The 25,599-nt window shown below is 58.4% G+C and carries 26 protein-coding genes; 19 read left to right on the top strand and 7 right to left on the bottom strand.

Annotation, left to right across the window (positions count from 1 at the left end; translation table 11 throughout):
• Positions 1-27: 27 nt before the first annotated feature.
• The gene (locus Q1A63_RS12140) at positions 28-462 is read left to right on the top strand and encodes a CoA-transferase (protein WP_298972233.1); all 435 of its coding nucleotides are present in this window, start codon (positions 28-30) and stop codon (positions 460-462) included.
• A gap of 11 nt (positions 463-473) precedes the next feature.
• Positions 474-1,499 (top strand): PAS domain-containing protein, encoded by a 1,026-nt coding sequence (locus Q1A63_RS12135; protein WP_298972231.1) that lies wholly within the window; start codon positions 474-476, stop codon positions 1,497-1,499.
• Between the two features lie 122 nt (positions 1,500-1,621).
• Here the strand turns inward: Q1A63_RS12135 and Q1A63_RS12130 are convergent, their stop codons facing one another.
• A complete protein-coding gene (locus Q1A63_RS12130; RefSeq protein WP_298972230.1) occupies positions 1,622-2,446 on the bottom strand; it encodes a lytic transglycosylase domain-containing protein in 825 nt (274 codons plus the stop codon).
• A gap of 355 nt (positions 2,447-2,801) precedes the next feature.
• Between Q1A63_RS12130 and Q1A63_RS12125 the strand changes: the two genes are divergently transcribed.
• The 13 genes from Q1A63_RS12125 to Q1A63_RS12065 all read left to right on the top strand — a co-directional run bounded on the left by Q1A63_RS12125 (position 2,802) and on the right by Q1A63_RS12065 (position 14,831).
• A complete protein-coding gene (locus tag Q1A63_RS12125) occupies positions 2,802-3,020 on the top strand; it encodes a hypothetical protein (RefSeq protein ID WP_298972229.1) in 219 nt (72 codons plus the stop codon).
• A gap of 94 nt (positions 3,021-3,114) precedes the next feature.
• Entirely contained in the window at positions 3,115-3,315 is a 201-nt protein-coding gene (locus Q1A63_RS12120; protein WP_298972227.1) for a hypothetical protein, read from the top strand.
• 405 nt (positions 3,316-3,720) lie between these two features.
• Positions 3,721-4,569 carry a Flp pilus assembly protein CpaB gene (gene cpaB / locus Q1A63_RS12115; RefSeq protein ID WP_298972225.1) on the top strand — a complete coding sequence of 283 codons (849 nt, stop codon included), beginning with the start codon at positions 3,721-3,723 and terminating at the stop codon, positions 4,567-4,569.
• Between the two features lie 194 nt (positions 4,570-4,763).
• Positions 4,764-6,188, top strand: coding sequence for a type II and III secretion system protein family protein (locus Q1A63_RS12110; RefSeq protein ID WP_299631720.1), 1,425 nt, complete (start codon positions 4,764-4,766; stop codon positions 6,186-6,188).
• A 4-nt stretch (positions 6,189-6,192) separates the two neighbouring features.
• Positions 6,193-6,585, top strand: a complete 393-nt coding sequence (locus Q1A63_RS12105; protein WP_298972221.1) for a hypothetical protein — start codon at positions 6,193-6,195, stop codon at positions 6,583-6,585.
• Positions 6,586-6,834: 249 nt separating this feature from the next.
• Entirely contained in the window at positions 6,835-8,058 is a 1,224-nt protein-coding gene (locus Q1A63_RS12100; protein WP_298972615.1) for an AAA family ATPase, read from the top strand.
• Between the two features lie 20 nt (positions 8,059-8,078).
• Positions 8,079-9,515, top strand: coding sequence for a CpaF family protein (locus tag Q1A63_RS12095; RefSeq protein WP_298972219.1), 1,437 nt, complete (start codon positions 8,079-8,081; stop codon positions 9,513-9,515).
• An 11-nt stretch (positions 9,516-9,526) separates the two neighbouring features.
• Entirely contained in the window at positions 9,527-10,489 is a 963-nt protein-coding gene (locus Q1A63_RS12090; RefSeq protein ID WP_298972216.1) for a type II secretion system F family protein, read from the top strand.
• Positions 10,490-10,501: 12 nt separating this feature from the next.
• Entirely contained in the window at positions 10,502-11,485 is a 984-nt protein-coding gene (locus Q1A63_RS12085; protein ID WP_298972215.1) for a type II secretion system F family protein, read from the top strand.
• The gene (locus tag Q1A63_RS12080) at positions 11,485-12,066 is read left to right on the top strand and encodes a tetratricopeptide repeat protein (protein ID WP_298972213.1); all 582 of its coding nucleotides are present in this window, start codon (positions 11,485-11,487) and stop codon (positions 12,064-12,066) included. Before Q1A63_RS12085 ends, Q1A63_RS12080 begins: the two co-directional genes overlap by 1 nt.
• Positions 12,067-12,097: 31 nt before the next feature.
• Positions 12,098-12,943 carry a tetratricopeptide repeat protein gene (locus Q1A63_RS12075; protein ID WP_298972211.1) on the top strand — a complete coding sequence of 282 codons (846 nt, stop codon included), beginning with the start codon at positions 12,098-12,100 and terminating at the stop codon, positions 12,941-12,943.
• Positions 12,944-13,441, top strand: a complete 498-nt coding sequence (locus tag Q1A63_RS12070) for a prepilin peptidase (RefSeq protein WP_298972209.1) — start codon at positions 12,944-12,946, stop codon at positions 13,439-13,441.
• Between the two features lie 82 nt (positions 13,442-13,523).
• The gene (locus Q1A63_RS12065; RefSeq protein WP_298972206.1) at positions 13,524-14,831 is read left to right on the top strand and encodes an ATPase; all 1,308 of its coding nucleotides are present in this window, start codon (positions 13,524-13,526) and stop codon (positions 14,829-14,831) included.
• 125 nt (positions 14,832-14,956) lie between these two features.
• Here the strand turns inward: Q1A63_RS12065 and Q1A63_RS12060 are convergent, their stop codons facing one another.
• Positions 14,957-15,334 (bottom strand): VOC family protein, encoded by a 378-nt coding sequence (locus Q1A63_RS12060; protein ID WP_298972200.1) that lies wholly within the window; start codon positions 15,332-15,334, stop codon positions 14,957-14,959.
• A gap of 39 nt (positions 15,335-15,373) precedes the next feature.
• Between Q1A63_RS12060 and Q1A63_RS12055 the strand changes: the two genes are divergently transcribed.
• The 4 genes from Q1A63_RS12055 to Q1A63_RS12040 all read left to right on the top strand — a co-directional run bounded on the left by Q1A63_RS12055 (position 15,374) and on the right by Q1A63_RS12040 (position 19,628).
• Positions 15,374-15,922, top strand: a complete 549-nt coding sequence (locus Q1A63_RS12055; protein WP_298972197.1) for a winged helix-turn-helix transcriptional regulator — start codon at positions 15,374-15,376, stop codon at positions 15,920-15,922.
• A 120-nt stretch (positions 15,923-16,042) separates the two neighbouring features.
• Positions 16,043-18,496 (top strand): ligase-associated DNA damage response DEXH box helicase, encoded by a 2,454-nt coding sequence (locus Q1A63_RS12050; RefSeq protein WP_298972194.1) that lies wholly within the window; start codon positions 16,043-16,045, stop codon positions 18,494-18,496.
• Between the two features lie 40 nt (positions 18,497-18,536).
• Positions 18,537-19,199 carry a ligase-associated DNA damage response endonuclease PdeM gene (pdeM, locus tag Q1A63_RS12045; protein ID WP_299632100.1) on the top strand — a complete coding sequence of 221 codons (663 nt, stop codon included), beginning with the start codon at positions 18,537-18,539 and terminating at the stop codon, positions 19,197-19,199.
• A gap of 9 nt (positions 19,200-19,208) precedes the next feature.
• On the top strand, positions 19,209-19,628 hold the full coding sequence (locus Q1A63_RS12040) for a PaaI family thioesterase (protein ID WP_299631714.1): 420 nt from the start codon (positions 19,209-19,211) through the stop codon (positions 19,626-19,628).
• 3 nt (positions 19,629-19,631) lie between these two features.
• Here the strand turns inward: Q1A63_RS12040 and folD are convergent, their stop codons facing one another.
• The 5 genes from folD to ftsH form a co-directional block, all read right to left on the bottom strand.
• Positions 19,632-20,534: a bifunctional methylenetetrahydrofolate dehydrogenase/methenyltetrahydrofolate cyclohydrolase FolD gene (folD, locus tag Q1A63_RS12035; RefSeq protein ID WP_299631712.1), complete on the bottom strand. Its 903-nt coding sequence runs from the start codon at positions 20,532-20,534 to the stop codon at positions 19,632-19,634.
• Between the two features lie 11 nt (positions 20,535-20,545).
• A complete protein-coding gene (locus Q1A63_RS12030) occupies positions 20,546-21,019 on the bottom strand; it encodes a hypothetical protein (RefSeq protein WP_298972187.1) in 474 nt (157 codons plus the stop codon).
• A gap of 99 nt (positions 21,020-21,118) precedes the next feature.
• Positions 21,119-22,795, bottom strand: coding sequence for a formate--tetrahydrofolate ligase (locus Q1A63_RS12025; RefSeq protein WP_299631710.1), 1,677 nt, complete (start codon positions 22,793-22,795; stop codon positions 21,119-21,121).
• Positions 22,796-22,942: 147 nt separating this feature from the next.
• Complete coding sequence (locus Q1A63_RS12020) at positions 22,943-23,539, bottom strand: MOSC domain-containing protein (protein ID WP_298972182.1); 597 nt, start codon at positions 23,537-23,539, stop codon at positions 22,943-22,945.
• Positions 23,540-23,654: 115 nt separating this feature from the next.
• A complete protein-coding gene (gene ftsH, locus Q1A63_RS12015) occupies positions 23,655-25,580 on the bottom strand; it encodes an ATP-dependent zinc metalloprotease FtsH (RefSeq protein WP_298972180.1) in 1,926 nt (641 codons plus the stop codon).
• Positions 25,581-25,599: the final 19 nt, after the last annotated feature.

Here is a 25,599-nt window from a genome sequence, read left to right as displayed (position 1 = left end):
GTTAGCCGACCGAATGAAGGAAGCACAATGAAGAAAGTCTATAGCTCTGCGTCTGAGGCGCTGGATGAGGTGTTTCAGGACGGCATGCTTACCGCGGCCGATAGCTTCGAGCCCTGCGGCATCCCTGGTTTTTATACGAAAACCGGCGTCGGCAAGGTGATGGCCGAGGGCAAGGAGCACAAAGACTTTGATGGCGAGACCTACATCATGCAGCGTGGGATCGTTGCGGATCTGTCGATCGTGAAGGCCTGGAAACGGGATGAGACGGGCAATCCGGTGTTCCGCAACTTCAACCCGCCCGTCGCGATGTGTGGCCGCATCTGCGTGGCGGAGGTCGAGGAGATCGTGCCGCTGGGCTCGCTTGATCCCGACGCCATCCGCCTGCCGGGCATCTACGTGCACCGCCTGATCCAGGGCGCACATGAAAAACGCATCGAACAACGCACCACACGGGTCGCCTGAGGAGAGAGAGTATGGCCGATTCCTTAAACAAACTCTTCACCGAAGATGCGTCCTTTGACGATTTTAGCCGCACCCAGGTCGCAATGGTCGTCAGCGACCCGTATCTTGAGGACAACCCGATCATCTACGTCAACCGTGCCTTTACCATTCAGACCGGCTATGCGCGCAGCGCGGTAATCGGGCGCAACTGTCGCTTCCTTCAGGGCGAAGACACCGATATTGCAGCCGTGAACCATATTCGAGAAGGCATTGCGCGGCGCGAATCCGTCACGGCGGATATTCTCAACTACCGCGCCAATGGCGAACCCTTCATGAATCGCCTGCTGATTGCACCCCTGACCGACAAGGCGGGCAAACTGCGCTACTTCGTCGGCATCCAGAAAGAGATGGATGCCGGACTGAAAGATACGGCAACCGAAATCGCCGACGTACAACTCTCCGAAATCCAGGATCGTGTCGAAAACGATATCTCTCTGATCATTAGTATGGTCCGACGGCAATCCAATGCCGCATCAGCGCCCACCGAATACGTGGCCCTCACCCGTCGCATCGAGACATTTCAGCTGCTCTATGAGGAAATGAAGCTGTCAGACAATCAGGCAGACCGGGATAACATTCACATTGGCAGTTATCTGTCGCGCCTCTGCTGTGCCATCGGGCACGCTTACGGACGGTCGGGCATTCGTTTGAACGTGCAGCTTGAATCACTGGACGTACCGATCGAGACTGCATCGCGGGTGGGCCTGGTGGTTTCAGAAATTCTGACGAATGCCTTTCAGCATGCTTTCCACCGCATTGAAACCGGCCTGATCGAGGTACGCATGTCCAAGCTGAGTGCGGGCGGCTTGCGACTGACAATCTCCGACGACGGGCTGGGCATTCCAAATTCGATGAAATGGCCTGACCCATCGACGGCAGGCGGTCGGATCGTGACCGGGCTGATCGAAGGGATGGAGGGCACACTGCAGCTTAGCCGTGGCGCTGCGGGCAGTCTGTTCACGATCGAGGTGCCCGCGGGGGCATCTTTGCAAGGCTGACCGACCATCACACTTTTTAGAGTGCCTGGATGGGCGCAACGCTTGGACTGCCAGAAGCATGGGCTGAGGCGCTCTTGTGCGCAGAGCCATTTCCGTGGGCGCAACCGGGCGCTCAGGTTGCTCTAATTCATCGCGGCAAAGACACAGCCATCGGTGATCAGTTCGGGTGGCGTCAGGCAAAGACCCCGCGCCACCTGAAAAGCGGCGAGAACCTTGGGCACATAGTCGCGGGTTTCAGCGAAGGGCGGAACGCCCGCGTGAGTGCGCACGGACCCTTCGCCCGCATTATACCCGGCCAGAACCAGTATTGGATCGCCCCCGAACTCGCCCATCAGCCAATCAAGGTATTTCACCCCGCCCAGGATGTTTTCAGACGCGACCAGGCTATCCTTGACGCCAAAACGCGCCGCAGTGTCCGGCATGAGTTGCATCAACCCCTGCGCCCCGGCTGTGCTGACCGCGTCTGCCTTGCCGGAGGATTCAACGGAAATCACCGCCAGAACCAAAGCAGGCGAGACCTGCGTGCCAACCGTTGATTTCAGAATATCCACACCATTGGTCTGCGCGATCGTCTGCATGTGCTGCAAACGCGGCGCCGCGATATCGTCAGAGCCACTGAGGATGTCCATGACGCCGTCCAAACGGCCCGGCTGGGTGTCGAAGATCGACGGCGATACCCGGTCCCAAAACCAGCTGTAGCGACCAATAGGGTCAGCGCCCGATGAGGGCGGCTGAGCGGTCGCCTCAGGGTCGGGGCGCGCATCGGGGAGCGCCAGAGCCGCGCGCTGCTCTTCAGGATCGATCTGAACCCGAATACGCTTTTGGCCCGTTTGAGGTACGCCAATGCGTTTCGCTTCAAAGGTGGGAAACGGCTTGGGAGAATCGGCAGCCCCCGCATGGGGGGCCAAAACCGCGCCAATCAGCCCGATCATCAGGAATGCACGCATTTGAACTGCTCTTTGCTTGTTTTTTCGCGCTATTTGGCGCTCAGCATCGCAGAGATTCCACCGTCGCACCAGAAAATCCAGCCTCTGAACGCGGCGTTTTTGCCACATTCAGACCTTCCTTTAAGGAAATGTAAAGATCAGGAAGTTTTCTTTTCCATATAAATCATGCGGTTAGCTTTTTTTGCGGGTTTTTCCGGCCCTCAACCGCAAAAGTCACAATTGCCGCCAAAATCATGCCCCAATCCCTTGGCTATATAGCTGCATACCAAGTCGGACGGACCAAACGAGAGAACTGGTCACTGAGGACGGCAAGGTTAGCAAGTGAAATCTAAGTGATCCTTTGGAGGGACATACCATGATGAAATTTATCAAGAACTTCCGTAACGACGAAGACGGCGCCGTAACAGTTGACTGGGTTGTACTGACAGCCGCTGTTGTTGGCCTGGCAATCGCTGCCTACACATCCATCGAAGAAGGCGCGACCGCTCTGACGGCAGACACGTCGACCTATCTTGACACCACCATTGGTGACAACATCGGCAACGTCGGTGCACCACCTGCTGCAGCCGAATAATTTTCAGTAAAATAAACTAGGTTGGGGGGCCGCATTCTGTTCGCAGGACGCGGCCCTTTTTCCAACAAATGATCCTTTGAAAGGATATAACGAGATGAAATTCATTAAGAAGTTTCACGATAACGAAGACGGTGCCGTAACAGTTGACTGGGTTATTCTGACGGCAGCAGTGGTCGGTCTGGCGATTGCCGCTTACACATCCATCGAAGAAGGTGCGACAAGCGTGACGCAAGCGACCCAAGAGTTCCTGGATACGCAAACCGTTGGCGACATCGGCGCACCAGAAGCCGAATAGTCTTCAGTCAGGATAATGTAGCTTGGGGGCCGCATTCTATTCTCAGAACGCGGCCCCTCTTGTTCGTCAGAGCAATCTCGCGTTTCCTCAAATCACCACAGGGAATTGGCATAGATTCATTGCCAGCCGTTCCGCATACTGCGCTCAGAGCCACCGCCCCTACCGCCTTGTATGACCCCAGGGTTTTAATGAGGCGTCACCCTCCAAATTTTGGAGACGTGTTCGGGCTTTTCGCATCCAAACGTCTGTCACCGGTTCGAAAAAATACTTCTGATTGTTGCGATACCGGGGAAAAAGCCGCGCCTTGGTCATGGGTTAATCCCGAAAATGCCACAATCGAATGACAGTTTATCATGGAATTAGCGCGGGTTTTCATCGGGCTATGCGATCTACGAGGTTAAGATTATGCGAATGATATTCGGACTGGTGCTTGTGGCCGGCATGGCGCTCGCTGGCGGCGCTGTATACATGGCAAAAAACTACATCGGCGCGTATCAGGCTGAATTGGCCCGCGCGCAGCAAAATCAAAAAGCGGTGGTGCCGACGCAGACTGTTTACGTCGCAAACCGGCCCCTGAAATACGGTGAGGTCCTCAAAGAAGAGGACGTTCGCGCGGTTGCATGGCCGCAAACGGCAATTCCTGAGGGCACTTTCAGCGACATGGCGGTGATCTTCCCAGAGGATGAAGAAGAAGTTCGACTGATCATGCGCGCGATGGAAAAAGACGAAGCCATCATGGAGGTCAAGGTGACCGAACCCGGTGAAGACATCGGTCTGACCACGCGACTGGAAAGAGGCATGCGGGCCTTTGCCATCCGTGTGGATGTTGCGAGCGGTGTTTCGGGCTTTCTGCGCCCGGGTGACCGCGTAGACATCTATTGGACCGGGAGCATCAATATCGGGCCCGATGCTGGCGAGGTCACGAAACTGATCGAATCCGCGGTGAGCCTGATCGCGGTTGACCAGAACGATGCTGAACTCAGCAGCGCACAGATTGCGCGCACTGTGACGGTCGCGGTCAATCCCAACCAGGTTGCGGCGCTGGCACAAGCACAGTCAACCGGCAAGCTGTCCTTGTCGCTGGTTGGCGCTGGTGACGACACGCAATTGTCGGAAATCGAGGTGGATCAGGTCTCCCTCTTGGGTCTCAAAGAAGCTGCTCCTGCCCCGATCGCTGAGAAAAAGCGCGAGTGTAGCATCAGAACCCGCCGCGGGGCGGAGGTCGTCTCGATCCCGATCCCTTGCACAAACTAAAGCAAAACCAACGTTTTAGAGAGGCGCTGCAGACCCCTGCGGCGCCTTTGCCTTTGCCCCCTGTTGCCATTTATCCACATAAAGCAAACCTCAGAACCCATTGATTCTTGCAAAAAAATCAAAACCGGCGCACAGTACCATCTATGCGGGCATTAAGACCCGAAACCGAGGCGTGATCAAAAAGGGCAGGTCACATGAAAATTGTTGGAATGTTTAAGGCGGCCCTTCTGGGGCTGACACTCAGCGTGTCACCGCTGGCGTTTACCGCGCCGGTCACGGCACAGGCAGACACATTACGTGTGGTCACCAAGGGCACCAATAAAACACTCGCCGTGCCGATGAATCGCGCGGTTGTTGTTGAAAGCGAAATCCCCTTTGCGGAACTCAGCATTGCCAATCCAGGCATTGCCGATATTTCGTCGCTGTCGGATCGCAGCATCTATGTTCTGGGTAAAACGCCCGGGATGACGACGCTGACGCTGCTTGATGCAACCGGGCAGTTGATCACCAACGTGGAGGTGCGGGTCGCGCCGGATGTCACCGAATTCAAGGAACGTCTCGGACAAATCCTGCCTGGTGAAAGGGTAGAGGTTCGCACCGCAAATGACGGGATCGTGCTTTCCGGGACGGTCTCAAGTGTCCAGCGGTTGCAAAAGGCGCTGGATTTGGCGCAGCGCTATGCACCTGATCGGGTCTCAAACCTGATGAGCGTCGGTGGTGTTCAACAGGTTATGTTGAAAGTGCGCTTTGCCGAGATGAACCGCACCGTCTCCAAGTCGCTCAGCTCCTCGCTGGCCTTGGGCGGCACCGACGCGCAGGCAGGGATCGGCACGACAAACACCGCCGGCAGTGTTGCCAACTCACTTGCCGGGAATATTCCCGCCGGCAACGAAAACTTTGGCGCGGCCCTCTTTGGATTTAACGTTGGATCCGTGCAGGTTGGCCTGTTGCTCGAAGCGCTGGAGCGCAAGGGTGCGGTACGTACTTTGGCGGAACCAAACCTGGTTGCACTGTCAGGACAGGAAGCAAACTTCCTGGCGGGTGGCGAATATCCGGTTCCGGTGGCGCAAGACAACGACACAATCAGCGTGGAATTCAAACCTTTCGGTGTTGAACTGAACTTCGTACCGCGCGTCGTAGATCAGGACCTGATCAATCTGCAGCTTTCAGCTGCGGTCTCCGCGATTGACCCGTCCAATGGTGTTTCGCTCGGCAACGGCTTCGAACTTGACGCCTTCTCGCGTCGCGAAACAGCAACAACGGTTGAGATGCGCGACGGCGAAAGCTTTGCAATTGCTGGGCTTTTGCAGGATGACTTCACCGATCAGTCGTCGCAACTGCCATGGATCGGCGATGTGCCGATTTTGGGTGCCCTCTTCCGCAGCGCAGACTACCAGCGCAGCCAGACGGAATTGGTGATCATCATTACAGCACATCTGGTCTCTCCGACACGCGGCGAAGCGCTGGCCTTGCCAACCGACCGGATCAAGCCACCGACCGAACAGGATCTCTTCCTCTTTGGCCGGACCACCCGAAATGCCAATGCGCCCCGCAAGGGTGCAGCCGGCGAAGTCGCCAAGCAAGACTTCAGCGGTTCCTATGGCTATGTGATGGAGTGATAGGATGGAACGCCTGACATATCAAAAATCCCGCGCAATTGCTTTGCTGGCCGGTCTTGCCACGCTGGCGGCCTGCGGCGAACAAGGCAGCGGCGGGCAGTGGTTTCGCGAAGCTGGCGCACAGGTAGACAGCGGCGAGTTCGGGACGGCAACAATGCAGAACATGGTCGCTCAGACCTGCAAGACAAGCGGCTTTGGTGCCGGTAAAGCAGGCGGCAAGCTGGGCACGGTCGGGGATCCGGTCGTCGTTCTCGATCCCTCAAGCACGACGTCCAACCCGGTCTACCGGATCCATTGTGACGGTCGTCTCGACGGAAAATATGCGGAAGTCATCTACCGTGAATACGTAGAAAGCGCGACGCAAAAAACCATCACGGAAGACGCCGAAGCAGAGTAGAGCCAACTGGCTCTACTTTTACAAATCCACGGTCAAACGTGGTTATTGTGTCTAGATACCCAACAATTGGGCGGATTAAGCCCTAATCTCGCCCAAGTTCACTGCGACTTTCCCTCTAATGGGACACTTATGTCCGGCCGAAAAGCCGGGCACGGGCGGTCGCAGGGGACGTTGGGGTAATATAAAAATCATTCCTCTACAGCTCTGCCTCGCCCTTTGAACATAAAGGAAGACGAGGCAATGAGCACAATGCCGCAACCAGATACATCCCTTATCGTCGCCTGCACGGTCAGTCGCGATGTACAGAACTTCGATCTTCTGATCGAGGACATGGAGTTGGCTCTTGGGGAAAGCTGGGGCGACCTGGGCTTTGCCGAAGCTCTCGCATTTTTTGGACAACCAGAAGCGCAAGCCCTTGAATTCGTTGCACTTGCCATTGACGAGGCGGATGAGGACAACCTCGGCCTGATGGGCGAGATCATCACCCAGGCCAAATCGCGCAACATCAAGGTCATTCTGATCGCGGAAGACGTCACGCCCGCCTCCCTGCACTCCCTGCTGCGTCAGGGTGCCGATGAATTTGTCCCCTACCCGCTCCCCGAAAATGAATTGGGCGAAGCCATTGAGCGTGTCCGGGCGCAGGATGCCGCAGTCTCCGCTTCGGCTGCCGCCCCGGCACTGAAATCCGACAGCCAAAAAGAAGGCGCTGTGATTGTCGTACACGGGTTGGCCGGCGGCACCGGGGCAACCACGCTTGGCGTCAACCTGGCCTGGGAATTGGCCACGGCGGAAAAAGAAGGCGGCCCAAGCGTGTGCATGCTGGATCTCGATCTGCAATTTGGTGCGGTGGCGACCTTCCTCGACCTGCCGCGCCGCGAGGTCGTCTACGACATGCTGTCCGATACCGAAGGCATGGATGATGAGATTTTTGGTCAGTCTCTGCTGACGTTTCAGGATAAGTTACAGGTACTTACGGCGCCGATGGAGATGTTGCCACTTGACCTGATCACCTCCGAGGATGTGAACCGGGTGCTCTCCATGGCGCGTCGACACTTCGATTATGTCGTCATCGACATGCCCTCCACGCTGGTGAGCTGGTCCGAAGCGGTGCTCAGCGCCGCTCACGTATATTTCGCAACCGTTGAACTGGACATGCGCTGCGCCCAGAACACGCTGCGTTTCAAACGTGCGTTGCAGGCCGAAGAGCTGCCCGTGGAAAAGCTGCGCTACGTCATGAACCGCGCGCCGAAATTTACCGACCTTAGTGGTAAGGCCCGGGTGAAACGCATGGCGGAAAGCCTGGGCATTTCCATCGACGTGCATATGCCGGATGGTGGCAAACCCATTACGCAGGGGGCGGACCATGGTCTGCCACTCGCGGAATCCGCGCCCAAGAACCCGCTGCGGCGCGAAATTCAGAAGCTGGCGGCCTCCATTCACGAACTCAACAGTAACGACGCCAAGGCGGCCTGATCCCGCAAAGGAAACCGCGCATGTTCTCCAAGTACAAAAAACCATCGGCAGGCACCCCGCCCGCCCCCGCCAAGGACGCAGCGCCGGTTGCGGATATTGCCGCGGCGCAACCCAGCGGGGTCACCCGCAAGTCTGCACCGCAGGGGTCTGCGCAGGTCACGCCGATGGACAAGGAGCGCAAGCGCAAGGAACGCATGGGCGAGATCAAGCTGGATCTGCACCGTGTGCTCTTGGACAATCTCAACCTGTCCGCTTTGGAACATGCGACAGAACAGGACTTGCGCCAGGAAATCAGCGCCATTTCCAGCGAGTTCCTTGAGGAACGCAGCATTGTTCTCAACCGCGAGGATCGTCAGAACCTGACTTCCGAGCTCTATGACGAAGTGACCGGCCTCGGCCCGCTTGAGACGCTGCTGAAGGATGAAACCGTCAACGATATTCTCGTCAACGGACCACAGCAGATTTTCGTGGAACGCTCCGGCAAGCTGGAACTCACCGACATCACGTTCAAGGACGAGCGGCACCTGCTGCGGATCATCGACAAGATCGTTTCCGCCGTTGGTCGGCGTGTGGACGAGTCCAACCCTTATGTCGACGCCCGCCTCAAGGATGGCTCACGTTTCAACGCGATGGTGCCACCTGTTGCAGTCGACGGGTCGCTGGTTTCCATCCGGAAGTTCAAAAAAGACAAGCTGGGCATTGATGATCTGGTGCAATTCGGTGCCTTTACCGAGGAAATGGCCGCATATCTGCAAGCGGCGGTGGCCACACGCCTCAACGTGATCGTCTCCGGCGGTACCGGTTCCGGTAAAACCACGACGCTCAACGCGCTGTCCTCCTTCATCGACAACGCTGAACGCATCCTGACCATTGAGGATACGGCGGAACTTCAGCTGCAGCAGACCCACGTGGGCCGGATGGAAAGCCGCCCGCCGAACGTGGAAGGCAAAGGCGAGGTGTCCCCCCGCGACTGTCTGAAAAACGCCCTGCGGATGCGCCCTGACCGGATCATCGTCGGCGAGACGCGTGGCGAGGAAGTCATCGATATGCTGCAGGCCATGAACACCGGCCACGACGGCTCGATGACCACGATCCACGCCAACTCCGCGCGCGATGGTGTCAGCCGTCTGGAAAACATGATCGCCATGGCCGGGATCGAGATGCCGCTCAAGGCGGTGCGCTCGCAAATCTCCTCTGCTGTGAACCTCATCGTTCAGGCCTCCCGCTTGCAGGACGGCTCGCGGCGCATGACCTCCATCACCGAAATCACCGGGATGGAGGGCGAGGTCATCTCCATGCAGGAAATCTTCCGCTATCAGCGTGTCGGGCTGACCCCGGACAACAAGATCATCGGCCACTTCACGGCCACTGGCGTGCGCTCTGCCTACGCCGAACGCTTCCGCATGTGGGGCTATGATTTGCCGCCTTCCATCTATGAACCCATCGCGGCCGAATAAGGATCAGGATTATGAGTGCAGAACCAATTATCTATGGCTTGATCTTCATTGGCGTGCTGGCGCTGGTTGAAGGTCTCTATCTTGTCACCTTCGGCAAATCCATCAGCCTCAACAGCCGCGTCAACCGCCGGTTGGAAATGCTCGACAAGGGCAATGGCCGCGAGGAAGTGCTCGAAAAGCTGCGCAAGGAAATGCAGCAGCACATGAAATCGCGCTCGATCCCGCTCTATTCGCTTCTGGGAGAAAAAGCGCAGAAAGCCGCGATTGCATTCACCCCGCGCCAGTTGATCATGATCATGGCGCTTTTGGGCGGCGTGGCCTTCATGGGTCTGACCGTCGGCACACAGACCGAGGTTGGGGTGCGTGCCCTTCTCTCCGTCGGTATTGGTGTGGGTGCGGTATACTTCTGGGTCTCCGCCAAGGCCAACAAACGCATGTCGATGATCGAAGAACAACTGCCCGATGCGGTCGAACTCATGGTGCGCTCCCTGCGCGTGGGGCACCCCTTTACCTCCGCTGTTCAGATCGTCGCCAAAGAGGTTCAGGACCCTCTGGCCTCGGAATTCGGGATGATCGCGGATGAGGCCGCTTACGGCCGTGACGTGGGCGATGCGCTCAAGGAAATGGCGGAACGTCTGGACATGCAGGACTTGCGGTTCCTTGCGGTCGCCGTGACCATTCAGCAGACCTCTGGTGGTAACCTCGCAGAAATTCTGGCCGGTCTGGCCAAGGTCATCCGCGCCCGTTTCCGCCTTTTCCGTCGGGTGAAAGCCATCACGGCCGAGGCCAAATGGTCAGGCAAGTTCCTGTCGGGTTTCCCGGTTGTGGCCTTAATCGTCATCAACATCGGCGATCCGAATTACTACGATGAGGTGCGCGACCACGCATGGTTCATTCCGGCCTGTTTCGTGGTGGGCATTCTGCTCGCGCTGAACCTCTTGGTCATGCGCATTCTGACCGACATCAAGGTGTAAGGAACTGATCCAATGGAAATGCTGAAGTCTGTAAACACCATGATTGTCGATCTTCTGGGCCCCTTGGGGCCGATGATCCTGCTGGGCACCGTTGGCCTGATCATGGTCGCCGTGACCGTCGCGCTGATGCTCAATCAGCCCGAAGATCCGATGGCCAAGCTGAAAAGATCGGTCCAGACTCCCGACGCTTCAAAAGAGCCACAACAACGGCTGCGCCAGGGCGAACGCAACGAGCAGTTGCAAAAATTCGCAAGCTTCCTGGAGCCGAAAGACGTTGCCGAGCTGAGCAAGAAGCAGTTGCAACTGCGTCAGGCCGGGTACCAGAGCAAGGACGCGGTCCGGTTCTTTCACTTCGCGCAGTTCGCCCTGGGCATTCTGGGCATTCTGGGTGCCTTCATCTACCTCATCCTGCTGGATGGCGGCGAGGGCTTCAGCAGCAACAAGATGATGATCTATTTCGTCGTGCCCGGTTTCTGCGGCTACTACCTGCCCACCTACTGGATTACGCGCCGCATCGATATGCGCAAGGAAGAGATCACCCAAGGTTTTCCAGACAGCCTCGACATGATGCTGGTCTGTGTGGAAGCAGGCCAGTCCCTGGACCAGAGCATCGTACGGGTTGCGCGTGAACTGCACGCCTCCTACCCCGCGCTGGCGCAGGAATTTGATATGGTTGCCTATGAAATGAAGGCCGGTAAGGACAAGACAACCGTTCTGAACGATATGGGTGAGCGCTGCGGCGTACAGGATGTGTCCTCCTTCGTGACCGTGCTGGTTCAGTCGGCCACTTTCGGGACCTCCATCGCCGAGGCCTTGCGGGTCTATGCCGCCGAGATGCGGGATAAACGTGTGATGCGCGCCGAAGAGGCCGCAAACAAGTTGCCAACCAAGATGACCCTTGCAACAATGATGCTAACGGTGCCGCCGCTGCTGATCATCCTGGTCGGACCTTCGGCGCATGGCATCACGCAACTTGGAAATATGGGCGGACCTTAATGACCAAAAGGCACTGGCGGGTGCGCACGCCCGCCGCCTTGCTTTTGCTGAGCCTAAGTCTCGCCGCCTGCGCGCCGGGCGGCGATGCCATTCCTGAAGGTCAGGTTGACGCGCCCGGCGTGGACCTTGACGCAAAGGCCGTGGACGGTGTTGAGGTCGGGCACCGGCTGATTGCCGCCGGGGAATACGAACTGGCGATCAAAGCCTTCAACCGCGCAGCGCTCGACCGTGGCAAGATCGACGCTGAAATCCTCTCCGGCTTGGGCAGTGCAAACCTCGGGCTTGGACGGTTGGGTCAGGCTGAAAGCCTGCTCAGACGTGCCATCGACACCGAAGGAGCGCAACCGGAGGATTGGAACAACCTCGGCGTCGTCCTCATGGAAGCTGGCAAAACCGCCGAGGCGGAACAGATATTCCGCCGTGCCTTCGCGCTCGACAATGGCGAAAGTGTCGCAATTCGAGACAACTTGCGCTTAGCGCTCGCAAAATCTGAAAATTCTGCTACAAGTAGAGTTGAAACCGACGACTATAAGTTGGTTCGGCGCGGCAGCAGTGAATTTCTGATACGTCCGACGCCATAATTGAGGTAAGAGCAGTAAAAGGACGCACAAAATGCGCCACCCTATCCTTCTGTCCGCTTGTCTGGCGGGTGTGGTTCTCATCGCAGGCTGCGCCGAAAAAGACGATGAAACCGTGGAACGTGCCTTTCAGGACGTGAACGTGGTCGATGAATCCAATCTCAGTGATGTCATGCTAACCGTCGCGGATCCCAATGAGGCGGTGAATTATTTCAGCCGCACCGCCAAGGAGAAGCCCGATCGCATCGACCTGCAGCGCGGACTGGCCTATTCGCTGGTGCGTGCGAAACGCTTCTCCGAAGCCGCACCTGCCTGGGAGCGAGTCACCGAAATGGAAGAAGCGACCGCAGAGGACAGCGTGAACCTCGCGGATACGCTGATCCGCACCGGTGATTGGGCCAAGGCAGAGCAAACACTTGATGCCCTGCCACCCACCCACGAAACCTTCAACCGCTACCGTTTGGAGGCGATGTTGGCTGACAGCAATGAAGAGTGGACCAAATCCGACAGCTTCTACGAGATCGCAACCGGCCTGACGACAAAACCGTCGGGCGTGCTGAACAACTGGGGCTATTCCAAGCTCACACGCGGCGACTACAAAGAGGCCGAGCGTCTTTTTGGCGAAGCCATCCGTCAAGACCCAACGCTTTTCACCGCCAAGAACAACCTCGTTCTGGCCCGTGGCGCACAGCGTGACTACAACCTGCCCGTGATCCCGATGGATCAATCTGAACGGGCACAACTGTTGCACACAATGGCCCTGTCGGCGATCAAGCAAGGCGATGTGAGCGTGGGCAAGGGTCTGCTGCGCGACGCGATTGAGACGCACCCGCAGCATTTTGACGCCGCAGTACGCGCGCTGGAAGCCCTCGAAACCTAAATGGCGATTACAGCCTACTCCGCCTGGTGGTTTCTGCCGTTTGTGCTGCCGCTTTGCGTCTATGTGGCCTATACGGATCTTTCGCGCATGAAGATCACCAACAAGGCCGTGCTGGCGCTCGCAGGCGTCTTTGCGGTTTTGGGTCTGATCGCGATGCCCAGCTTTGATGTCTACCTCTGGCGGTTGGCGCAACTGGGCATCATGCTCGCCTTTGGCATCTTGCTGAATGCGGCTGGCACCATGGGGGCGGGTGATGCGAAATTCATTGCCGCATCAGCGCCTTACGTGGCGCTTGGCGATCTGCGATTGGTGATCGCCCTGCTGGCGGCCTCACTCCTGGCGGCCTTTGTGACACATCGCATCGCGCGGCATACACCGCTGCGAAAGCTGGCACCGAACTGGCAAAGCTGGGATCAAGGCAAGAAGTTTCCCATGGGCCTCGCCCTTGGTATGACACTTGCCCTCTATCTGATCCTCGGTGCCCTTAATGGTGCCTGATTTACGCCATTTTCACCCTCTATCGTCACTCTGATCGCGCTCTGCGCGCTCTGAGCAGACGGATGTTATTGAGGGCCCCAAAATGAACATGCAAACCGCCAATGTCATGGCACCGCCACCGCCACGCACGCTGGACGAGATGAAGCTGTCGACTGTCATGATGCGCGACATCGTCCTGAAAACGATGTTTCGCAAGAATGTGGATATGGTCAGCGATCTCAGCAAGGCGGTGTGCCTGCCCATTCCGGTCACGCAGGAACTGGTGGACATGGCCCGCGAGCAGCGCCTGCTGGAAGCGACCGGCACGCTTAACGCCAACAATGGCAATGAAATGGGCTATCAGCTGACGGAGCAGGGTAAGGCGCGCGCGCTTGATGCATTGGCCCAGTCGGAATACTTCGGTGCGATGCCCGTGCCGCTCGATGTCTACCGCGAGCAGGTCAAACGCCAGTCCGTACGCAACATGCAGATCACCCGCAGTCAGTTGACCGGCGCGATGGGCCATCTGGTCTTGCCCGATATGTTGCTGGATCAGTTGGGGCCTGCGGTTTCCGCGGGCCGCTCGATCCTGATGTACGGCCCCCCCGGCAATGGTAAATCCTCGATCTCCAACGGCATCCGCGATGCGCTTGGCGACAATGTCTTTGTTCCCCGCGCCATCGAATACGCCGGTCAGGTGATTACCGTGTATGACCCCATCGTGCATGCCGCCGTGCCGATTGAAGAAGACGATCCAAATTCACTGCGCCGTGCGACCAAATTCGACATGCGCTATGTGAAATGCGAGCGCCCCACCGTCATCACCGGTGGTGAATTGTCGCTCAACATGCTCGATCTGGTCTACAACCCCACGGCGCGGACCTATCAGGCGCCGCTGCAGCTGAAATCCACCGGTGGTATCTTCATCGTGGACGACCTTGGCCGTCAGGCTGAACCGCCGCAGTCGCTGGTGAACCGCTGGATCGTACCACTGGAAGAAAGCAAGGACATCCTCGCCCTGCAATCGGGTGAGAAATTCGAAGTACCCTTCGACACCCTGGTGATTTTCTCCACCAACTTCCACCCGAATGAAATCTTTGACAAGGCGGCCCTGCGCCGGATCTTTTTCAAGATCAAGATCGACGGGCCCAATCAGGAAAACTTCCTCAAGATTTTTGCGATGGTCGCGAAGAAGCGGAAAATGCCGCTGGACGAGGCGACGCTGGTGCACCTGCTGAAGGTCAAATACCCCGAGATCGACAATATCTACGCGAATTATCAGCCGATCTTCCTGATCGACCAGATGATCTCTATCTGCGACTTCGAAGGCATCCCCTACCAGATGTCACCGGAGCTGATCGACCGGGCCTGGGCCAACATGTTCGTGAAGGACGAGCACATCGTGAAATGATCGAGCCGCGGCACGCCGCCGAGTGATCGGAAACCGCCACATATTGTGCAGTCGCGGTTTGGCCCTCAAGCTTGCCGTGACTGCCAGCTTTCAAACATCGGCTTTGCTTTGTCCGGCGTGATCACTCACGCGCCTTGTGTCAAATCTTCCGCAAGCATGAGCGCGTTGCCATCGGGGTCGTAAAAGGTTGCGGTCTTGACCATGCCCTCGACGACATCTGTTTCGCCATCAAACTTGACCTGCGCCTGTTCCAATTTGTGGCGCGCGCCATCAAGATCGCCGATCCCGAAAACGGGCACGCAGTTGCCGGGAGCGGGCTTGGTATGCTCGCCCAGGCCAAGGGTGACACCTGTGGTTTTGGTCCGAAGTTCGGACCAGCCCGCTTCATCCGCATGATAGAGGGTCTGAAATCCGAGCATGTTTTCATACCACTTGGCACTTGCATGACGATCTTTGACCGACAGAGCGATGGTGATGGTGTCTTCCAGCGAAATGAGCGACATCGTCTTTCCCTATGATGCGAAGTATACTAACTATACTTTATGTACATAGAGCTTTTTGTCAACGTCACGTCTAAGGCCTGGGCATTGCCCATCTTGTCGAGCCTGCATGCAGGGATTCCCGGACGGCAGGCGACACTCTTGACCGCAACAGGTGCCAGCAGGACGTCTTTCGCCCAGAGCATGGAACATCTTATTGAGCTTGGTTTGCTGGAGCGGAACCCGGGGCATGGTCATCCGCTGAGACCAGAGTTTCGGCTCACCGAATTCGGCAAAGAGTCTGCAGCCATCGCGCATAAGATTAACAGCGTCTCCCAAGACGAAGATCAGGATTTACTGCGGCGGGCCTGGACATTGCCGGTATTGGCATCGCTCCATACGCCAAGCCACTTCAACGATATCAGACGAAGCCTGTTGACGATCACCGATCGTGCCTTGTCGCAGTCCCTGAAATCCATGGAAAACCGCAATTGGGTGCATCGAAGTGTCAACGTCGACGCACGCCCGCCAAGGCCGATCTACAGCGCCATCAACACCGGGGGCAGAATATGTCAAATAACTGCGCCCGAAATCAGTTTTATGCAATGCTGACCCCAAGTTGATATCGCCGCATAGGCAAGTCGAACACACATCGAACAAAAAGATCGATGCCGCTTCCCTCTTTTACGGCTGGGGCTTTTCCCTGTGGCCTCCTGCGCTACACTGCCCATCATGCGCGCGCTTCCCGACATCTTTGCCCATTGGTTCGCCGAGAAGGGATGGGCTATCCACCCGCACCAACAGGCCATGCTGGACCGCGCCGATGCCGCTGCGTTGTTGCTCATCGCGCCGACCGGGGGTGGTAAGACGCTGGCCGGTTTCCTGCCCACGCTGGTCGATCTCGCCGAAGGCTCGCACGACGGTCTGCATACGCTCTACATCTCGCCGCTGAAGGCGCTGGCCGCTGATATCAAGCGCAATCTTACCACCCCGGTGACCGAGATGGGCCTGCCCATCCGCATCGAAGACCGAACCGGTGACACACCTGCCAGCCGCAAGAAGCGCCAGCGCGCCGACCCGCCACATATCCTGCTGACGACACCGGAAAGCCTGGCTTTGCTGGCCTCTTACGAGGACGCGCCGCGCATGTTCAAGGGTCTCAAGCGCGTGGTTGTCGATGAAATCCACGCCCTCGCCGAATCCAAGCGTGGCGACCAGTTGATGCTCGCCCTGGGGCGTTTGCAACGGCTCTGCCCTGATCTGCGACGTGTGGGCCTCTCGGCCACCGTGGAAGATCCAGCCGCGATCGCCCAGCAACTCGCGCGCCATCCGGATGCCTGTGACATCCTCCGCGCAGACCCCGGCCCGGCACCGGATATTTCCATGCTGACGACGCATGAGGCACCACCCTGGTCCGGGGGGAACGCCGCTTACGCGATCCCGGCTGTGCTGGAGGAAGTCCGCAAACACAAAACCACGCTGATCTTTCACAACACCCGCGCGCAGGCGGAGATTTTCTTTCATAATCTATGGCTTGCCAATGACGACGGTCTGCCGATCGGCATCCACCACGGCTCCCTCGACCGCCAGCAGCGCGAAAGGGTCGAGGGCGCGATGGTGCGCGGTGAATTGCGCGCCATTGTTTGCACCGGCAGCCTCGATCTTGGCATCGATTGGGGGGATGTGGATCTGGTCATTCAGATCGGTGCCCCCAAGAATGTCAAACGGCTGATCCAACGCATCGGTCGGGCCAATCACCGATATAATGCGCCCTCAAAGGCGCTGCTGGTCCCCGCCAACCGGTTCGAGGTCGTGGAATGTGTGGCAGCCCTGGAAGCCGTGCGTGCAGGCGAATTGGATGGTGATCCGCGCGGTTCCGGGCCGCGCGACGTGCTCTGCCAGCATATCCTGATCACCGCCGCGGCGGGCCCTTTTGAGGCGGATGCGCTGTTTCATGAGGTCACCAGCGTCGGCGCCTACGCTGCGTTGATCCGCGCAGAATTCGATGCCTGCCTCGATTTTTGCGCAACAGGCGGCTATGCGCTGCGGGCCTATGACCAATGGCAACGGCTGCAACAGCGCCCGGACGGGTTGTGGCAGTTGCGAGACCCGCGCGCGGCGCAGAAAATCCGCATGAACATTGGCACCATTCAGGACACCGACACCCTGAAAGTCCGGCTGCGCCGCAATCGGGGCGGCAAACCACTGGGCGAGATCGAAGAAGGCTTCGCCGCTTCACTGACGCCGGGTGATACGTTTCTGATCGGGGGACAGATCGTGCGCTACGAGGGGTTGCGCGAAATGACCGTTGAGGTCAGCCGCAATGCGGCCAAAAAACCGAAAGTTGCCACGTTCATGGGCACCAAATTCGCCACCTCGACACAGCTCAGCGCGCGTGTGATCGAGATGTTTCAGCAGGCGGAGTGGCCGGAACTCCCCGCCCATACCGCGGAATGGCTGGCCCTGCAGCGGGAGGTCAGCCAGTTACCGAAACCCGGCCGCTTGCTGATCGAGAGCTTTCCACATGACGGTCGCGAACAGACCGTAATTTACGGCTTTGCCGGGCGCAATGGGCAACAGACGCTGGGGCTGCTGCTGACCAAACGTATGGAAGAAATGGGCCTGAACCCGATGGGGTTTGTGGCCACAGATTACGCCACCTTGATCTGGGGACTAGATCCTGTTGAGACGCCTGCCCCCCTGTTTGATCTCGACGCGCTGCAAGATGGATTGGAAACCTGGCTCGCGGGCAATGCGGTGATGAAGCGTACCTTTCGCGCCAGCGCCACCATCGCAGGGCTGATCCAGCGCAACACCCCGTCAGCCCGGAAATCCGGTCGGCAAGCCACGTTCAGTTCGGACATCCTCTACGACACTTTGCAAAAATATGATCCCGGTCATCTGCTGCTGGACATCACCCGCGAGGAGGCCCTGCGCGGGTTGGTTGATTTCGGCCGGATCGAAGAGATGGCGGAACGGGTTGCAGGCCGCATTGATCATTTGAAGCTGACGCGCGTGACACCGCTGGCTGCCCCAATGTTTTTGGAGATGGGGCGCGTGCCTGTGAAAGGCGCCGCGGAAGAAAGGCTGCTGGCCGAGGAAGCCGCACGGCTGATGGAAAGCGCTGGCATCGCCGATATCACGCCACAGCCAAGCAACACGCCGCGCTGGCGTGTCGGATATTGAACGGCTTGCAACACACGCGCTGATGCGCCATGAACAAATCATGAACTGCCATCCCTTTACCTTCGCTGGAACGGCTATCAAGGCGCTTGGCTCTGGCGCGCTCTGGTGGCCCGAGAACGAAATGCTATGCGTTTCAGACCTGCACCTGGGCAAATCCGAGCGGGTTGCGCGCCGCAGTGGGCAGTCGCTGCCACCTTATGAGACCCGCGATACGCTCGCCAGGCTGGCGGCAGATCTGGATCAAACCGGGGCGCGCATCGTGATCTGTCTGGGCGACAGTTTCGATGACCTGATGGCGGCGGCCACGCTACCCGAAGCCGAACGCCTTTGGATCGCGCGTTTGCAGGCGGGGCGCCGTTGGATCTGGATTGAGGGCAACCACGATCCCGGTCCAATTGAGTTTGGCGGCGAACACCTGCAAGACATCACGCTCGGCGCACTGACCTTTCGGCACATCGCAGCGCCCGGCTGCACCGCAGAGGTCTCAGGCCACTATCATCCAAAAGCGGCGATTCAGACCCGCGGGCGGCGCATTTCGCGGCCCGCTTTCCTCTATGATGACGATCGCTTGATCCTGCCGGCTTACGGCACCTACACCGGCGGGCTGCGCAGCCACAGCGATGTTCTCGGCCATCTGCTGGGGCCAAAAGCGCTTGCCATTCTCACCGGCCCCGTGCCCACCTGTGTGCCAATGCCACGATAGGAAAACGCGATGGAAGACCGTCAGAAGGCCCGCATCCAAAAGAGTTTTGCCGCGCAGAGCATGATGACCACTCTGGGGGCCGAAATTCACAGCATCGCCGAGGGCACCGTCGTGATCACCGCGCCGCTCCTGCCGGGATCGCTGCAACAGCAGGGTTTTGGCCACGCGGGCCTCACCTTTTCCATCGGCGATAGTGCCGCAGGCTATGCGGCGTTGACCACCCTGCCGCTGGACAGCGAGGTGGTGACGGCGGAGATCAAGATCAATCTGCTGGCCCCCGCCAAGGGGGATTTCCTCCGGGCCACCGGCCGGGTGGTGAAACCCGGCAGGCGGTTGGTTGTGGTGACCTCCGAGGTTCACGCCATTAAAGACAACACGGAAAAGCTGATCGCGGTATTGCAGGGCACGATGGTGCCGGTACCGCTCTAGCGCTTAAGCGGTCAGCCCCTCAGGCTCCGGCAGATCATTGGCCCGGCAACAGGCCGTGACCGTGTTCGCCAGCAGGCAGGCGATTGTCATTGGCCCCACGCCACCCGGTACGGGGGTGATCGCGCCCGCCACTGCGGCGCAGCTTTCGTAATCGACATCGCCGACGAGGCGTGTCTTGCCCTCGCCGCGCTCCGGCGCATCCAGACGGTTGATGCCAACGTCAATCACCGTGGCACCCGGCTTGATCCAATCCCCCGGTACCATTTCGGGGCGCCCGACGGCAGCCACAACGATATCGGCCCGGCGCACGGCATCCGGCAAATCCTTGGTGCGGCTATGCGCGATGGTCACCGTGCAGCTATCCCCCAGCAGCAGTTGTGACATCGGCTTACCCACAATGTTAGAGCGCCCGATCACCACGGCATCCATACCGGACAGGCTCCCATGATGATCGCGCAGCATCATCAGACAGCCCAGTGGCGTGCAGGGCACCATGGATTTCTGGCCGGTACCCAGCAGACCGACGTTCGAGATGTGGAACCCGTCCACATCCTTTTCCGGCGCAATCGAATTGATCACCAGATCCTCATCAAGGTGTTTCGGCAGCGGCAGCTGCACCAGAATCCCGTGGATCTCAGGATCATTGTTCAGCTGATCGATCACCGCCAACAGATCCGCCTCGGAGGTCTCCGCATCCAGCTTGTGCTCAACAGATTTCATACCCACTTCGACGGTCTGCTTGCCCTTGGAGCGGACGTAGACCTGGCTTGCAGGGTCTTCGCCCACCAGGACAACGGCAAGGCCGGGGGTGATCCCATGGCCCTCTTTGAGCTTGGTCACATGCTCTGCGACCTGGGCGCGTACTGTGGCAGCAAAAGCTTTTCCGTCGATGATCTTGGCTGGCATCTGTTGTCTTCCTATTGTCGTTTGAAAGTGACCTTATGGGCCCATGAGTGACCATCTGTGATCACCAACTCGTCGAACTGCATCAGCTGCAGCAAATCGTAAAACGTTGCGACGTATTGCAGTTCTTCCTGCCGGAAAAACCCACCCTGACGCACCGCAACTGTCATCTGCGCCATTATCGCGCGGGCTCGGTAGAGGGTCGAGAAAACCTCATCATCAAGCGCTGTGAGAATGAGTGTGGAGGAGGTTTCGCCTTTGGAAAAGAACACGAAACGCGGGCTTTCCGGCGTATCGAGCTGCGCCGTGGTCAGGACATTCACAAAATCGATGCGCACGGCCTTGCCCGCCCCCTGACTGGCTCGCACGACGCGGTCGAATGTCTCCTCAGACGTGACCTTGGGGTAGTAATATCCAACGTAGCGATCCTGCGCGGCCACAGCCCCCGCAAACACCACCGCGAACAGCACGGCAATCAATCTGGTCATCATGGTCTCCTTGAATGTCATGACGCGCAGCTTGGCGGTGCGAGGCGCAAGGGGCAACCTTTTGCTGCCCCTTTTCACATCACGGGTGACGCCTTGGCCTTAGAACAGGCCTTCGACGTCACCATTTGCGTTGAGTTTGATGTTTTCAGCCGACGGCACGCGCGGCAGACCGGGCATCGTCATGATCTCACCACAGATTGCCACCACAAATCCGGCCCCTGCGCTCAGGCGGACTTCGCGTACCGGAATGTCAAACCCTGTGGGCGCACCGCGCTCATTGGGATCGGTGGTGAAGCTATACTGGGTTTTCGCCATGCAGACCGGCAGGTTGCCGTATCCCTGATCTTCCCAATCCTTAAGCTGGTTGAGGATTTTCTGATCCATCTGGGCGCTGTCGGCACGGTAGATCTTGGTCGCGATGGTGTTGATCTTCTCCGCAAGGCTCATGTCATCAGGGTAGATCGGCGCGAAATTCGCCTCATCCGCATCGATGACTTCGGCAACTTTGGTGGCCAGATCAGCTGATCCTTCGGAACCGAGCTCCCAGTGACGGGACAGAACTGCCTCAGACCCCTGACTTGCGACGTAGTCTTTGACCGCCTGCACTTCCGCATCGGTATCGGTGACAAAGTGGTTGATGGCGACCACCACCGGCACGCCGAAGGATTTGACGTTCTCGATGTGACGACCCAGGTTGGCGCAGCCGTTTTTCACCGCATCGACGTTTTCCGCACCCAGGTCCGCTTTGGCGACGCCGCCGTTCATCTTCATCGCGCGCACGGTGGCCACAACCACAACACAAGACGGGGCAAGCCCGGCCTTGCGGCATTTGATGTTGAGGAATTTCTCGGCCCCGAGGTCCGCGCCGAAACCCGCTTCGGTCACCACGTAATCCGCCAGTTTCAGGGCCGTTGTAGTGGCGATCACGGAGTTACAGCCGTGCGCGATATTCGCGAAGGGGCCGCCGTGCACAAAGGCGGGGTTGTTTTCCAGCGTCTGCACCAAGTTCGGCTGCATCGCGTCTTTCAAGAGCACGGTCATCGCGCCATCGGCTTTGATGTCACGCGCGAAAACGGGCGAGCGGTCACGCCGGTAGGCCACGATCATGTCGCCCAGACGTTTCTGCAAATCATCGAGGTTCTTGGACAGGCACAGGATCGCCATGACCTCGGAGGCCACGGTGATGTCGAAACCGGCTTCGCGTGGGAAGCCATTGGCGACACCGCCCAGAGAGGTGGTGATTTGACGCAACGCACGGTCGTTCATGTCCACAACACGGCGCCAGACAACGCGGCGAGTGTCGATCTCAAGCGCATTGCCCCAGTAGATGTGGTTGTCGATCATCGCCGACAGCAGCGAATGCGCGGAGGTGATCGCGTGGAAGTCGCCGGTGAAATGCAGGTTCATTTCTTCCATCGGCACGATCTGCGCGTAGCCACCGCCAGCAGCACCGCCCTTCATGCCGAAGTTTGGCCCGAGGGAGGCTTCGCGGATGCACACAGCGGCCTTTTTGCCGATGCGGTTCAGGCCATCGCCCAAGCCCACGGTTGTCGTGGTCTTGCCCTCACCGGCTGGCGTCGGATTGATCGCGGTCACGAGGATCAGCTTGCCGTCGGGACGGTCCTGCACGGAGTTGATGAAGGACTGGCTGACCTTTGCCTTGTCATGGCCATAGGGCAAAAGGTCGTCGCTGGAGATGTCCAGTTTCGCGCCAATCTCCTGGATCGGTTTTTTCGACGCTTCACGCGCGATTTCGATGTCAGTTTTGTAAGCCATGAGAGAATCCCCGTTGAAATGCCGCGCACGGCAATGTTGCTGGAGCATGCATACGAGCGCGCAGGTGCGCACAGAAGGGCAATTCCGACATTTCCAAGACGTCTTGCGGCGGGAAGCGCGCCAATCGTTTCGTTTCGGAAACGAATGTTACGTACGCACGTCCCCAAAATGCGCCCATACGGGCTGGTCCGGAATGTGCAATGTGACGGTATCGCCAACCGCGATGGATCCTTCCCGTTCCACCCAGGCTGTCACGCCACGCCGGTTTTTCGCCGCGGGTTTGAAGGCCGGGCCAAAGCCCGGACGGTCCTTTTCAATCTCGCGACCGGGGTAGATGCAGGGGCGGTTTTCCATGTCTATGGTGATGCTGGCACCGCTGGGCACCTGCAGCCGCGAGGAGGGTGGGACATGGCTGAAATCCGGGATCCCTTCGATCACCATCGATGCGCCCATCCAGGCGGGATTCATCTCATCCAGCCCCATTTCCGAGGCGATCAGGGCCAGTTCTTCGGCAGAGAGAACAGAAAGCTGCCGCACATTCCGGATTTCGGTACCCTTGGGATACTGCGCCTTTGTGCGGACGCAAGACGGACGCGTCAGACCGCCATGACATTCGCCTTCAATGCCAGCAAAGGTCAGCTCTGCGGATTTGAGCCCCTCCGCGCGCAGGGTCTCTTCGCTGTCGATGACCCGGCCCAACCATGTGACGGTTCCGGTGAAGTGTGTGGGCAATAGCGCGGGCACAAGGCAACTCCTGTTCTGGTTCAGGAGTGATCTGACCAAAGACCCATGCAAAAGAAAAGGCCCCGCCGAAGCAGGGCCTCATGATTTTTTGTGACGGCACCATCGCGCCGCGTGATCAGGTCGAAGGTTCAGGCTCCAGACCACCATCCGATGGTGGCGCCTTTTTGCTCTTCGCCTTGGCTTTGGGAATGCCGGTGACGCTTGGCGCTGATCCGCTGTCAGGCTTGTCCGCTTCATCCGATGGGGGCACCGGTGGTTCGCCGTCCATCACGCGTTTGATCTCATCGCCGGTCAGCGTCTCATACTCCAGTAGACCCTGTGCCAGACGTTCGAATTCGGTCTCGCGTTCCACGATGATCTTCAGCGCCCAGTCGTATCCATCCTGGATAAAGCGGCGCACCTCTTCCTCCACCGTCTCCTTGGTGTTGGCAGAGACGGAGAATCCCGCCGTTGCGCCCTGATACCCCTGGGCCGCTTCGGAATAGTCGATGTTGCCCACCTTGTCCGACATGCCCCATTGCAGCACCATCGCGCGTGCCAGGGCGGAGGCCTGCATGATGTCGCCCGCCGGACCATTCGATACGGCCTCTTCACCGTATTTGTGAATTTCAGCGGCTTTACCAGCCATGGTCATGGCCAGACGCTGGTGGCATTCATCCTTGAACATGTTCAGGCGATCCATCTCCGGCAGGCTCATCACCATACCAAGCGCACCACCGCGCGGAATGATCGTCGCCTTGTAGACCGGATCGCATTTCGGCAGGGTCATCCCAACAAGGGCGTGCCCGGCTTCGTGGTAAGCGGTCATTTCCTTTTGCTCAGGCGTCATCACCATGGAGCGACGTTCAGCCCCCATCATGATCTTGTCCTTGGCCTGCTCAAAATCGATCATGGTCACGAAACGACGTCCGACCCGAGCCGCGCCCAATGCAGCCTCGTTCACGAGGTTTGCCAGATCGGCACCTGAGAAACCGGGTGTGCCGCGCGCAATGATCCGAAGATCCACGTCTGGTCCAAGCGGTGTTTTACGGGCGTGCACACCGAGGATTTTCTCACGGCCCTTGATGTCTGGATTGCCGACGGTCACCTGACGGTCAAAACGGCCCGGGCGCAACAGTGCGGGGTCGAGCACGTCTTTACGGTTGGTCGCGGCGATGATGATCACGCCTTCGTTGGCCTCGAAGCCATCCATCTCCACCAGCAACTGGTTGAGCGTCTGTTCACGCTCGTCGTTGCCGCCGCCATAGCCCGCCCCGCGGTGACGACCCACAGCGTCGATCTCGTCGATGAAGACGATGCAGGGCGCGTTTTTCTTGGCTTGCTCGAACATATCGCGGACACGGGACGCCCCCACACCAACGAACATTTCAACAAAATCGGAACCGGAGATCGTGAAGAACGGCACACCCGCCTCGCCCGCAATCGCGCGCGCCAGCAGTGTTTTACCGGTGCCGGGAGGGCCCTCAAGCAGCGCGCCTTTCGGAATTTTCCCGCCCAATCGACTAAATTTCTGCGGATTACGCAGGAATTCAACGATTTCTTCGAGCTCTTCCTTGGCCTCATCGATTCCCGCCACGTCGTCAAAGGTCACGCGACCATGCTTTTCGGTCAGCATCTTGGCTTTGGATTTGCCAAAGCCCATGGCGCCGCCTTTGCCACCGCCCTGCATCCGGTTCATGAAGTAAACCCAGACACCGATCAGCAGCAGGAACGGCAGGAGTGACATCAGGAAGGTCTGAAACCCTGACTGCTGTTGTTGCTCAGCCCGCACGGCAATGTTGTTTTCGATCAAAAGGCTCGTGATTTCAGCGTCTTCCGGCTTGATCGCGATGTAATCGACGCCGTCCTCCTGACGGAATCGCACCTGCTCACCATCCAGCGTGACATTGCTGACATTGCCGGATTCCACCGCATTCACGAACTCAGAATAGCTGATCTCGCGGCTTTGCAATGTGCTGCCGGGGCCGCTGAACAGATTGAACAGAGCCAGGATCAGAAGGAACAGAACGACCCAAAAGGCGATGTTGCGTGCGTTACCCAACGAAATTCTCCTAAATATG

Source organism: uncultured Roseobacter sp. (assembly GCF_947499265.1).
Classification (GTDB): Bacteria; Pseudomonadota; Alphaproteobacteria; order Rhodobacterales; family Rhodobacteraceae; genus Roseobacter.
This window is presented reverse-complemented; position numbering and strand designations above follow the sequence as displayed.